This is a genomic window from Streptomyces sp. NPDC037421, from assembly GCF_055602105.1.
The window spans coordinates 196,550-208,889 of sequence record NZ_JBVJWV010000003.1; the positions used below are offsets into that span (position 1 = coordinate 196,550).

The window sequence follows — 12,340 nt, forward strand, 5'->3', positions numbered from 1 at the left end:
TTCCGCCCCCCCCCCCCCCTCTCCCCCCCCCCCCCCCCCCCTTCTCTCCCCCCCCCCCCCCCCCCCCCCCCCCCCCCCCCCCCCCCCCCCCCCCCCCCCCCCCCCCCCCCCCGACGCCGTGTTCCACCTGGCCGGCAACGCCAGCGGCACCGAGTCGGTGGTCAACCCCCGCCACGACTTCCACCTCAACGCCCTCGCGACCTGCAACGTCGGCAACGCCTGCCTGGAGCTGGGGGTGCGCCGCCTCGTCTACCTCTCCTCCGCCATCGTCTACGGAACCCCGCGCCGCAGCCCGATCCGCGAGGACCACCCCACGCAGCCCTTCCTGCCGTACGGCGCCTCGAAGCTCTCCGGCGAGCTGACCCTGCGCAGCCTGCACGCCACGGCCGGACTGCCCGTCGTCATCGGCCGGTCCTTCGTCGTCTACGGCCCCGGCGAAGACCCGCGCCGGGCGGGCGGGGAGGTCTCGCAGTTCCTGCGCTGGCACCTCAACGAGCAGCCCATCCCGGTGGTCGGCGACATCGACCGCAAGCGCCGCGACTTCATCCACGTCGAGGACCTCTGCCGGGCGCTGACGACCCTGGCCGACCTCGGCACCGCCGGAGAGACCTACAACCTGGGCAGCGGCACCGCCGTCTCGATGCGCGAGCTCGCCGAGGCGGTGGGGACGGCGACCGGCCGCCCGGCGCTGCTGGACGCCGACCCCTCCAGCCTGGCCGACAGCTTCACCCTCCTCGCCGACACCACCCGGCTGGAAGGGCTGGGCTTCGCTCCGCGGATCACCCTGGCCGAGGGCCTCACCCGCCTGGCCCGCCTGCTCGGGCCGTTCCCCGAAATACCCACCGCCAGGGCGGTGTTCCGCCGTGAGACCCCGGTGCGCCGGAGCCTGGAGGCCAGGACGTGCTAGCCGTCGACGGAGGTACACCGCTGCTCTCCGGGGACGAGGTGGCTCCCTGGCCGCACATCGTCGACGCCGACCGCAAGGCCGTGCTCGAAGCGCTGGAGGACGCCACCCCGTGGCACTGGCCCATGCGTACGGTGAGCGGTCTTGAGGACGCCTGGGCCGAGTTCACCGGCATGCCCCACGTCCTCGCCGCCAACTCCGGCACCGCGGCCCTGCACATGGCGATCGCGGCCGCGGGCGTCGAGCCGGGCGACGAGGTGCTCGTGCCGGCCGACACCTTCCTCGCCTCGGCCTCCTGCGTGCTCCAGGCCAACGCGATCCCGGTGTTCGTGGACACCGACCTCACGACGTTCAACATCGACCCGGCCCGGATCGAGGAACGGATCACCGACCGTACCCGCGCCGTGGTCGCCGTGGACCTCAACGGCCTGCCCGCCGACTACGACGCCCTGCGGGCGATCGCGGACCGGCGCGGCCTCGTCCTCATCGAGGACGCCTCCCAGGCACACGGCGCCGCCTACCGGGGCCGCCCCGTCGGGTCCCTCGGCACCCTGAGCGGCGCCAGCCTCAACGGCTCCAAGACCCTCTCCGCCCTCGGCGAGGGCGGCCTGTTCGCGACCCGCGACGAGGAACAGCACAAGCTGGCCCGGCGGGTGCTGATGTTCGGCGAGGAACTCCCGGGCCAGAGCCGCGACTACAACGCCCGCATCATGGGCTGGAACTACCGCATCGACGTCCTCGCCGCCGCGTTCGCCCGGTCCCAGCTCACCCGCCTGTCGCAGATGTCCCTCGTCCGGCAGGCCAACGGGGCGGCCCTCACGCGGGCCCTGGCCGGCGTACCCGGCATCCGCACGCCGGCCGTGCCCGAGGACCGCACGCACGTGTACTTCTTCTACCCACTGCTCGTCATGCCCGAGGAACTCGGTCTCGACGACCTCCCCGTCGCCGCCTTCCGCGACGCGCTCGCCCGGGCGGTGAACGCCGAAGGCCTGCCCATCATGCGCTGGCAGCCGCAGCCGGTACCCGGACAGACCCTGTTCCAGGAGCTGCGCGGCTACGGCCGCGGATGCCCCTGGAGCTGCGGGCACGCACGCCCCGGCCACCACTACGACCCGGCGCAGTACCCCGTGAGCGAGGAGGTCTGCCTGCGCCGCCTGGTGCTCGGACAGAGCTTCAGCTCCTTCGGCCCGCCCAACGACGTGAGGACGATGCACCGCTACGCCGAAGTCCTGTACAAGGTCCTTGTCGAGGAACGGGACGCGTTGATCGACCTGACCCGGCGGACGGCCGGCTCGGCGCACTGACAGGCCGGGTACGGCCCGGCACGAACGACAAGGGGACGGACGTAGATGCGCAACGAGCCCGAGACCGTGGGCGGACGCGCGGCGCCGCCCGGCCGTGACCGGAGCCGGAGCCCGCGCACGATGCGGCTGGCCGTCTGCGCGGTCTTCTTCGTCACCGGGGCGGCCTTCGCCACCTGGGCGGCCCGGGTACCCGGCGTCCAGAGCCGGCTGGACCTGTCCGCGGGGGAACTGGCCGTGGCCCTCGTCGGCCTGAGCGGCGGCGCCTTCGCCGGGCTCCCGCTGGTCGGCGGTCTGGTGGCCAGGTACGGCAGCCGTACGGTCCTGTGCACCGGCATGGCCGCCTACCTGGGCGCCCTCGCGAGCCTGCCCCTGGTCCCGGACCTCGCGGTGCTGACGGCGGCCCTGGCGGTGTTCGCGTGCGGCAACACGGCCGTCGACGTCGCGATGAACACCCAGGGCGTCCTGGTCGAACGCGCCTACGGCCGCCCCGTACTCGGCGGCTTCCACGCGATGTTCAGCCTCGGCGGCATCGCCGGCGCCACGGCGGGCGGCCTCGCGGCCTCCGCCGGGGTCGGCATCCGGGCCCACTTCACGGTGACCGCCCTCGTGCTGCTGGTGGTGGCGGGGACGGCGGCCACGGCCCTCGCCCCCGAACCACCGCGGGCCGGGGGCCCGTCCAGGACCGGCCCCCTGCTGGCCCTGCCCGGACCGGGCCTGTGGATCCCGGGGCTCGTGGCGTTCTGCGCCCTGATGGGGGAGGGGGTCGTCAACGACTGGGGAGCCGTCTACCTGAAGGAGGAGACCGGGGCCTCGGCGGGCGCGGCGGGCCTGGGGTACGCCGTCTTCTCCGCGGGCATGGTCATCGGCCGCCTCACCGCCGACCGGCTGCGCGCCCGCCTCGGAACGGCCCGCTTCACGTTCCTGTGCGCCGTGGTGGCGGGTGCCGGCGCCCTGATCCCGATCCTCGACGCGACGACCACGGCGGGCTTCATCGGCTACACGCTGCTCGGCCTGGGCATGGCCGCGGTCATCCCCCTCGTCTTCGCCCACGCGGCCGCCGTGCGCCCCGGGCACACCGGCTCCTCCATCGCCGCCGTCTCCGCCGTGGGCTACGTCGGCTTCCTCGCGGGCCCCCCGGTCATCGGCGCCCTGGCGGAGGCGACGACCCTGCGGTGGGCGATGCTGGTGCTGCCGGCTCTGATGGCCGCGATGGCGGCCCTGGCCCCCCGCCTGCGCCGCCCCTGACGCCGCGTCGGTCCCGTCTCGGATTTCCGTCCGGATAGTGGGACGCGGTCGCCGCTGGGCGAATGTCCGGCCTAGGGTGGCCGGTGCAGCTGGTTCGCCCCGTCCGCCAGACGGGATGCGTCGTAAGAGGGAACCCGGTGGGAATCCGGGACTGCCCCGCAGCGGTGAGCGGGAACGACCGCCGTCATACGCACTGGGACCGCACAGCGGTCCTGGGAAGCGACGGCCAGTAGGTGCCCGCCGGGAGACCGGCAGGCGTGCCCGCGAGTCCGAAGACCTGCCCGTTGCCCGTACGCGGACCACTCCGCGGACGGACATCCCGGTGACCTCGTGGGCGGGTCGGCGTACACAGCGAGCGGCACCTGCGGCGTTCCCGCAGCGTGGTCCGCGCGTTCTGTCGTTCCCTTCGCGTCCGCGTCCCGTCGCCGGGACGTTCCTGGACACGTCTCGCGAAGGAGAGTTCCGTGACAGCGAAGCCCGCAGCCGCGGCAGCACGCGCCACCGTGTACGGCTACCCCCGCCAGGGTCACGACCGTGAACTGAAGAAGGCCGTCGAGGGCTACTGGAAGGGCCGCGTCAGCGCCGATGCCCTCCGGGAGACCGCGGCGGGCCTGCGCCGGTCGAACTGGCGGCAGCTGGCCGAGGCCGGTGTCCACGAGGTGCCGACCGGCGACTTCTCGTACTACGACCACGTGCTCGACACCAGCGTCATGGTCGGCGCCGTCCCCGCGCGGCACCGCGCGGCGGTCGGCACGGACGCGCTCGACGGCTACTTCGCGATGGCCCGCGGCACCGAGGACGTCGCCCCGCTGGAAATGACCAAGTGGTTCGACACCAACTACCACTACCTGGTGCCCGAGCTCGGCCCCGACACCGTCTTCACCGCGGACTCCGCCAAGCAGGTCGCCGAGCTGAAGGAGGCACTGGCCCTCGGGCACACCGCCCGTCCGGTCCTGGTCGGCCCGGTCACGTACCTGCTGCTGGCCAAGCCCGCCCCGGGCGTCCCCGCCGGCTTCGAGCCGCTGACCCTGCTCGACCGGCTGCTCCCCGTCTACGCACAGGTCCTCGCCGAGCTGCGCTCCGCCGGAGCCGAGTGGGTGCAGCTCGACGAGCCGGCCCTCGTGCAGGACCGCACCCCGGCGGAGCTGAACGCCGCCGCCCGCGCCTACCGCGACCTCGGCGGCGCCCCGGCACGCCCGCGGCTGCTGGTCGCCTCCTACTTCGGCCGGCTGGGCGAAGCGCTGCCCGTCCTGGCCAAGGCGCCGGTGGACGGCCTGGCACTCGACTTCACCGGAGCGGGCGCGGGCAACCTGGAGGACCTCGCGGCGATCGGCGGGCTGCCCGGCAAGCGCCTGGTGGCGGGCGTCGTCGACGGCCGCAACGTCTGGATCAACGACTTCGAGAAGTCCCTGGCCACCCTGGGCACCCTCCTCGGCCTCGCCGAGCGGGTGGACGTCTGCGCGTCCTGCTCCCTGCTGCACGTTCCGCTGGACGCCTCCGCCGAGCGGGACATCGATCCGCAGGTCCGCCGCTGGCTCGCGTTCGCCCGGCAGAAGACGCGGGAGATCTCCGTCCTGGCCCGAGGACTGTCCCAGGGCACGGAGGTCATCGCGGCCGAACTCGCCGCGAACCGGGCCGACCTGGCCTCGCGCGCCGGATCCGCCCTCACCCACGACCCGGCCGTCCGGGCCCGCACCGCGGCCGTCACCGACGCGGACGGACGGCGCTCGCAGCCGTACGCGGTACGGGCCGCCGCCCAGCGGGCGCACCTGGGCCTGCCGCTGCTGCCGACGACCACGATCGGCTCGTTCCCGCAGACCGGTGAACTGCGGGCGGCCCGCGCGGACCTGCGGGCCGGCCGGATCGACGCGGCCGGCTACGAGGCGCGCATCGAGGCGGAGATCGGCGAGGTCATCTCCTTCCAGGAGAAGGCCGGCCTCGACGTCCTGGTCCACGGCGAGCCCGAGCGCAACGACATGGTCCAGTACTTCGCCGAACAGCTCACCGGCTACCTCGCCACCCGGCACGGCTGGGTCCAGTCCTACGGCACCCGCTACGTGCGGCCGCCGGTGCTGGCCGGGGACGTCTCCCGCCCCGAGCCGATCACCGTCCGCTGGACCTCGTACGCCCAGTCCCTGACGGCGAAGCCGGTGAAGGGCATGCTCACCGGCCCGGTCACCATGCTCGCCTGGTCCTTCGTCCGCGACGACCAGCCCCTCGCAGAGACCGCCCGCCAGATGGCGCTCGCCCTGCGCGACGAGGTCGGCGACCTGGAGGCCGCAGGGACACCGGTGATCCAGGTCGACGAGCCCGCCCTGCGCGAGACGCTCCCGCTGCGGGCCGCCGACCACGCCGAGTACCTGGACTGGGCCACCCGGGCGTTCCGCCTCACCACCGGCGGGGTCCGGCCGGACACCCAGATCCACACGCACATGTGCTACGCGGAGTTCGGCGACGTCGTCCAGGCCATCGACGACCTCGACGCCGACGTCATCAGCCTGGAAGCCGCCCGCTCCCACATGCAGGTCGCCCGCGAACTCGCCGCCCACGGCTACCCCCGCGAGGCCGGCCCCGGCGTCTGGGACATCCACTCCCCGCGCGTCCCCAGCACCGGGGAAGCGGCCGCCCTGCTGCGCACCGGCCTGGACGCCATCCCGGCCGAGCGGCTGTGGGTCAATCCCGACTGCGGCCTGAAGACCCGCGGTTGGCCGGAGACCCGCGCGTCCCTGGAGAACCTCGTGGCCGCCGCCCGCGAGGTCCGCGCGGGCCTCACCACCGGCTGACCGGGCAACGGCCAGAGCCCCTGCCGCCCCGGGCGTCCGGGGCGGCAGGGGCTCTGCGGGTGTGCGCGGCGTGCGGTCAGACGAGGGCCGACGCCGGCCGGGGGGCCGTCGCTTCCGCACCGGCGGCATCGGTGCGGTGGGCCAGCAGCCGCTGGGCGAGGACTCCGAAGACGACGGCGAACACGGTCCACAGGACGAGCTGGACGGCGATGGACGCGACCCGGAACTCCCACAGCAGGGCGGCGGGGAACTCGGGCTTGACGGCGTCGGTGTTGTCCGGGAGCACGAGGAAGGCCAGCCCGGTGGCGACGACGAAGCCCGCCCCGGCCGCCAGCGTCGCGTTCCAGTTGCCCAGGCGCGGTGCCAGCCGCCGCCCCAGGACGATCGCGCCGACGCCCAGCAGGACGCTGAGCAGGATCATCAGGAAGAACAGCGTGGTGCGCTGGCCGATGGTGTCCGGGTTGCCGACGGCCGGCGGGGTGGCCGGGTACTTGAGGAACGGCACCAGGTAGACGGTGGCGAAGGCGCCGGCGGCCGTGAGCGCCGCCGTCGCCCGGGGGCTGAACCCGCCCACGCGGCCCAGGGCGAAGGAGAACGCGAGGGAGGCGATGCCGCCCAGCGCGACCCCGTAGACCAGCACGCCGGTGGCGAGACCGACGGTGGACTGCACGGGACGGCTGACGAGTTCTTCCTCCTCCTCCGCGGCGGGGGCGTCGCCGCCGTGACCGGTGTGGCCGGCCGGGGCGCCGGCGGCGTCCTTGGCCGCCGCGGCCTCTTCGACGGCGATGGAGCCCCGGACCGGGGGCTCACCGACCGCGTAGGCGACGGCGAAGGCGAACAGTCCGGCGATCAGGCCCGCGAGCATGCCGCGGACCAGCAGACCTCTGACAGTGGAGGCGTACATGGTGCGTGCGCCTTTCAGTGGCAGGGGAAGCCGAGCAGGTGACGGCCGTCGTGCACCCACTCGTGGACGCCCTCGCCGGAGAACACGGCGGTGGCGCCCTGCTCCGCGCCGACGAAGTACAGGGCCACGAGCATCAGCAGGCCGACGAAGGCGGCCCAGGGAAGGACCGCGCGCACGGGCAGCGGAGCCGAAGGCGAGACGGCGGGGGCGGGTACGGCAGCGGAAGCGAGAGCCTCGGCCATGGGGGAACCTCCTGGGGGAACAACGCGTCCCATGTGGTGGTGCGGTACGACGGTCCTCGGGTCTGACTCGCCGCGCCGCCACCCCCGGGGAGGGGAGCCGCCGCAGCACACAGTGGCGCGACCATGCCGGATTCACACCGGACTTCCGTCTCGCCGTCGTCGCTATGTCTTTATGTCGCCGTGACGCTACAACCCCGCGTGCCCTCTGACCAAGCGGATGAGTCGCTGATCACACAGGGCGTCCGGGCCGCGAGACGGCGCGCTCAGGTCCGGTCGGGTCCGCTCGGGTCCGTTCGGGGGCGACCGGGTACGGGACGAAGGTGGTGCTGTTCTCGTCGACGGCCAGGGCGCGGCCGAGGGGAGGCACCGCCCGCTGGGGGCAGTCCAGGCGTTCGCAGAGGCGGCAGCCCATGCCGATGGGGGTGGCGGCGGAGGCGTTGGCCAGGTCCAGGCCGTCGGAGTAGACGAGCCGGGACGCGTGGCGGACCTCGCAGCCGAGGCCGATGGCGAAGGTCTTGCCGGGCTCGCCCCAGCCGCCGCGGTGGCGGGTGACGGCGCGCGCGGTCCACAGGTACCGCTGCCCGTCCGGCATCGCGGCGACCTGGACGTGGATGCGGCCGGGCGCGGCGAAGGCCTCGTAGACGTTCCACAGCGGGCAGGTGCCGCCGGCCCGGGAGAAGTGGAAGCCGGTGGCGGACTGCCGCTTGGACAGGTTCCCGGCCCGGTCCACCCGGACGAAGGAGAAGGGGACCCCGCGCAGCCGGGGCCGCTGGAGGGTGCTGAGGCGGTGGCAGACGGTCTCGTAACCGAGGCCGAAGTGGTCGGTGAGCCGCTCGATGTCGTAGCGGTACTCCTCGGCGGCCGCGTGGAAGGCGCGGTACGGCAGGACCAGTGCGGCGGCGAAGTAGTTGGCGATGCCGATCCGGGCCAGGCCGTGGGCGGGGGAGCCGTGCTCGAAGTCCTCGGCGGCCAGCCGGTCCAGCTCCTCGCCGTGCTCCAGCAGGGCGAGCTGGGTGGCCATCCGGAACGCCTGCTGGCCGGGCCGGAGCCGGCCGGACAGGTGCAGGACCCGGGCCCGCCGGTCGAAGTGGTGCAGCCGGTCGGTGGCGTCGGACAGGCGGATCCCGTGCCGGCCGCAGAGGCGTTCCGTGAGCACGCGTACGACCTCTCCGGGACGGACCCCGATCTCCCGGGCCAGGCCTTCGGCGGCGAGGTCGGTTTCGTGCAGGTAGTTCTGGCGGCGGTAGAAGAACTCGCGGATCTCCTCGTGCGGCGAGCGCGGAGCGCCTCCGCCGCCCTCCCGGCCGTCCGCGGTCTCCGAGAGCCGCTCGGCGAGGAGTTGGCCGCGCCGGCCGAGGTCCAGCAGGACGGAGGCGACCCCCGGCATCCGGGTGGCGAGCTCGGCCAGGTCGGAGGCCGAGACGCGGGCGTCGGCGACCTCGGCGGCGAGCGCCTCGCGGAGGTCGGCGACGAGGCGGCTCGTGTCGCGCTCCGAGAAGAACCCGGGGTCGACGCCGAAGGCCTCGGTCAGGCGCAGCAGGACCGGCACGGTGAGCGGACGGGAGTCGTGCTCCATCTGGTTGAGGTAGCTGGGGGAGATGCACAGGACCCGGGCCAGCTCCGCCTGGCTCATGCGGCGCTCCTCCCGCAGCCGCCGCAGCCGCGCTCCCGCGTACGTCTTGCCCACCCGAGTCCCCTCTTCGACCGGGTCCCAGGGTACGCGGGACTCACCCGGTCCGGGCCTTCGCAACCTTGGCAAAAGAGCGGTGGAAGATTCACAGAACTTGGCAGACGTCCCCTGTTGATGGCACTGGGTGCCGCTGCCAGAGTCAGTCCTGCGGCCCGCCGGACCCCGGTGGCCGAGGCGGCGAGTCCGGGCGCGATTCATGCCTTGACGTCGGAGATCCCGGCCACCCGCCCCGGTCGGCCTGCATCATTGCTCAGCTCCGCGGTCAGGCGGGGCCGGCGGCCGCGACCCTCGTTCAAGGCACACAGTGCCAACACATCTCGCGCCGGACGCGAGTGTTGGCAGACCAGGCGACTCATGGAGACGGTGACGGTCATGGCAGAGGCGAACACCACCACGGCGGCGGCCCAGCGGCTGACGGACCGATGGGCGACGGAACCCCGATGGGCGGGAATCGAGCGCACCTACTCCGCGCGGGACGTGGTCCGGCTGTCCGGGAGCGTCCGAGAGGAACACACCCTGGCCCGGCGCGGCGCCGAGCGCCTCTGGCGCCAGCTGCACGAGCTGGACTACGTCCACGCGCTCGGCGCGCTGACCGGCGGCCAGGCCGTCCAGCAGGTGCGCGCCGGGCTCCAGGCGATCTACCTGTCCGGCTGGCAGGTGGCCGCCGACGCCAACCAGGCCGGGCACACCTACCCCGACCAGTCCCTCTACCCGGTCAACTCCGTGCCCCAGGTGGTCCGCCGGATCAACAACGCCCTGCTGCGCGCCGACCAGATCGCCACCGCCGAGGGCGGCACGGACACGACGGACTGGCTCGCCCCGATCGTCGCCGACGCCGAGGCCGGCTTCGGCGGACCGCTCAACGCCTTCGAGCTCACGAAGGCGATGATCGCGGCGGGCGCGGCGGGCATCCACTACGAGGACCAGCTCGCCTCCGAGAAGAAGTGCGGCCACCTCGGCGGCAAGGTCCTCGTCCCCACCTCCCAGCACATCCGCACCCTCAACGCGGCCCGCCTCGCTGCGGACATCGCCGACACCCCCACCCTGATCATCGCCCGCACGGACGCCCTCGCCGCGAACCTCCTCACCAGCGACGTCGACGAGCGCGACGCGCGGTTCACCACGGGCGAGCGCACCGCCGAGGGCTTCTACCGCGTCCGCAACGGCATGGCCCCGGTCATCGCCCGCGGCCTGGCCTACGCCCCGTACGCCGACCTCATCTGGGTCGAGACCGGCACCCCGGACCTCGCCCAGGCCCGCGAGTTCGCCGAGGCCATCCACGCGCGGTTCCCGGATCGGATGCTCGCGTACAACTGCTCGCCCTCCTTCAACTGGAAGGCCGCCCTGGACGACGACCAGATCGCCAAGTTCCAGCGCGAACTGGGAGCCATGGGCTACAAGTTCCAGTTCATCACCCTGGCCGGATTCCACTCCCTCAACCACGGCATGTTCGACCTGGCGCGCGGTTACGCCGAGCACGGCATGACCGCCTACGTCGACCTCCAGGAGCGGGAGTTCGCCGCACAGGAGCAGGGCTTCACCGCCGTCAAGCACCAGCGCGAGGTCGGCACCGGCTACTTCGACCTGGTCTCCACCGCCGTCAACCCGGCCTCCTCCACCACCGCGCTCACCGGCTCCACCGAGGAAGAGCAGTTCCACTAGGCCGTCGGCGTCCGCTCCGCACGCCGGCCGAACGGGGCGGGGCGGACCCGCCCCCGTCCCGCCCCCACCCTCTTCCCGGCTCAGGAGAGACCGATGCCCACCAGCGCCCCGGCCCGCCCCGTCCGCGTCCTCGCGCACCGCGGCGACCGCCACGACGAGATCCTCACCCCCGCCGCCCCGGACTTCCTCGCACGCCTCGACGCGGCCTTCGAGCCCCGGCGCCTGGAGGTCCTCCAGGAGCGCCGCCGCCTGAGGGACCGTCTGGTCACGGGTACGCCCCTCGGCTTCCCCGTCGCCACGTCCGCCGTCCGCGCGGACCCGGACTGGCGGGTCGCCGCTCCCGCGCCAGGACTGACCGACCGCCGGGTGGAGATCACCGGACCGCCGGACCGGCGGATGGCCGTCAACGCGCTCAACTCCGGTGCGAAGGCCTGGATGGCCGACTTCGAGGACGCCACCGCCCCCACCTGGGGCGACGTCATCGTCGGTCAGCTGACCCTGCTCGACTTCTTCACGCCCGACGCCTACTCCCGCCACCTCGTCCGCCGTCAGGTGCGGTCGTGAACGCCGCCGTCCGCCGGGTCGGCGTGGTCGGCGGCGGTCAGATGGGTGCCGGGATCGCCGAGGTCTGCGCCCGGGCCGGGCTGGACACCGTCGTCTGCGAGTCCGGTGCCGCCGCCGCCCGGGCGGCCCGCGAGCGCGTGGCGGTCTCGCTCGAACGCGCCGTCCAGCGGGGCAAGCTGGACAGGCTCTCCGCCGAGGACGCCCTCGCCCGGCTCGTGTTCACCGGGAGCCTCGACGACCTCGCCGACCGGCAGCTCGTGATCGAGGCCGTGCCGGAGGAGGCGGAGGTCAAGACCGAGGTCTTCGCCGCCCTCGACAAGATCCTCGCGGATCCGCAGGCGATCCTCGCCACCAACACCTCCTCCCTCCCCGTCATGCGCCTGGGCATGGCCACCGGCCGGGCCGACCGCGTCGTGGGGCTGCACTTCTTCAACCCCGTGCCCGTCCTGCCGCTGGTGGAGGTCGTCTCCTCGCTGCACACGAGCCGGGAGACCCTGGAGCGGGTGCGGGTGTTCGCGGGCGAGACGCTCGGCAAGACGGTCGTCCGGTCGCAGGACAGGGCCGGCTTCGTCGTCAACGCCCTCCTCGTCCCCTACCTGTTGTCGGCCGTCCGGATGACCGAATCCGGGTACGCCACGGCGGCGGACGTGGACGCGAGCATGGAACTGGGCTGCGCGCACCCGATGGGGCCGCTCAGGCTGGCCGACCTGATCGGCCTCGACACCGTCGCCGCCATCGCGGAATCCCTCTACGAGGAGTTCAAGGAGCCCCTCTACGCCCCGCCCCCGCTGCTGTCGCGGATGGTGCAGGCGGGACTGCTGGGCCGGAAGACCGGCCGGGGGTTCCACACCTACGACCGGGGCCGATGAGGGACCCGGTGGCGCGGCCGGGCTGAGGGGCCCGGCAGTGTGTGGTCGGGGGGGGGGGGGGGGGGGGGGGGGGGGGGGTGGGGGACGCACGCCGCCCCCCCGTCTCCCGCGCCGCGCTAACCCAGCCACATCCACACGGACGAACCGACACCGCACCCCCACCCTCACCCCCG

General features: G+C 73.8%; 9 protein-coding genes, 1 pseudogene and 1 riboswitch. Of the genes and pseudogenes, 7 read left to right on the forward strand and 3 right to left on the reverse strand.

The features are described 5' to 3' along the window. The first annotated feature begins 118 nt into the window (after positions 1-118). From ACZ7IF_RS06360 to metE, 4 genes are all read left to right on the forward strand, one after another. Positions 119-907 carry an NAD-dependent epimerase/dehydratase family protein gene (locus ACZ7IF_RS06360; RefSeq protein WP_470963943.1) on the forward strand — a complete coding sequence of 263 codons (789 nt, stop codon included), beginning with the start codon at positions 119-121 and terminating at the stop codon, positions 905-907. After that, positions 901-2,208, forward strand: a complete 1,308-nt coding sequence (locus tag ACZ7IF_RS06365) for a DegT/DnrJ/EryC1/StrS family aminotransferase (RefSeq protein WP_470963946.1) — start codon at positions 901-903, stop codon at positions 2,206-2,208. The genes ACZ7IF_RS06360 and ACZ7IF_RS06365 overlap by 7 nt, the downstream gene beginning before the upstream one ends. A 45-nt stretch (positions 2,209-2,253) precedes the next feature. After that, the gene (locus tag ACZ7IF_RS06370; RefSeq protein ID WP_470963949.1) at positions 2,254-3,453 is read left to right on the forward strand and encodes an MFS transporter; all 1,200 of its coding nucleotides are present in this window, start codon (positions 2,254-2,256) and stop codon (positions 3,451-3,453) included. Between the two features lie 86 nt (positions 3,454-3,539). Then, positions 3,540-3,740, forward strand: a riboswitch (cobalamin riboswitch). A gap of 177 nt (positions 3,741-3,917) precedes the next feature. Next, positions 3,918-6,236, forward strand: coding sequence for a 5-methyltetrahydropteroyltriglutamate--homocysteine S-methyltransferase (gene metE, locus ACZ7IF_RS06375; protein WP_470963952.1), 2,319 nt, complete (start codon positions 3,918-3,920; stop codon positions 6,234-6,236). A gap of 76 nt (positions 6,237-6,312) precedes the next feature. Here the strand turns inward: metE and ACZ7IF_RS06380 are convergent, their stop codons facing one another. The 3 genes from ACZ7IF_RS06380 to ACZ7IF_RS06390 form a co-directional block, all read right to left on the reverse strand. Then, positions 6,313-7,140, reverse strand: coding sequence for a CbtA family protein (locus ACZ7IF_RS06380; protein ID WP_470963954.1), 828 nt, complete (start codon positions 7,138-7,140; stop codon positions 6,313-6,315). Positions 7,141-7,154: 14 nt separating this feature from the next. Then, a complete protein-coding gene (locus ACZ7IF_RS06385) occupies positions 7,155-7,382 on the reverse strand; it encodes a CbtB domain-containing protein (RefSeq protein WP_470963957.1) in 228 nt (75 codons plus the stop codon). Between the two features lie 229 nt (positions 7,383-7,611). Further along, the gene (locus ACZ7IF_RS06390) at positions 7,612-9,069 is read right to left on the reverse strand and encodes a short-chain fatty acyl-CoA regulator family protein (RefSeq protein WP_470963960.1); all 1,458 of its coding nucleotides are present in this window, start codon (positions 9,067-9,069) and stop codon (positions 7,612-7,614) included. 375 nt (positions 9,070-9,444) lie between these two features. Here ACZ7IF_RS06390 and aceA point away from each other — a divergent pair, with 375 nt between their 5' ends. The 3 genes and pseudogenes from aceA to ACZ7IF_RS06405 all read left to right on the forward strand — a co-directional run bounded on the left by aceA (position 9,445) and on the right by ACZ7IF_RS06405 (position 12,167). Further along, a complete protein-coding gene (gene aceA, locus ACZ7IF_RS06395; RefSeq protein ID WP_470963963.1) occupies positions 9,445-10,734 on the forward strand; it encodes an isocitrate lyase in 1,290 nt (429 codons plus the stop codon). Positions 10,735-10,827: 93 nt separating this feature from the next. Continuing rightward, positions 10,828-11,241, forward strand: a pseudogene (locus tag ACZ7IF_RS06400) (malate synthase A); the annotation flags it as partial. 53 nt (positions 11,242-11,294) lie between these two features. Then, positions 11,295-12,167 carry a 3-hydroxybutyryl-CoA dehydrogenase gene (locus ACZ7IF_RS06405; RefSeq protein ID WP_470963966.1) on the forward strand — a complete coding sequence of 291 codons (873 nt, stop codon included), beginning with the start codon at positions 11,295-11,297 and terminating at the stop codon, positions 12,165-12,167. Positions 12,168-12,340 lie beyond the last annotated feature (173 nt).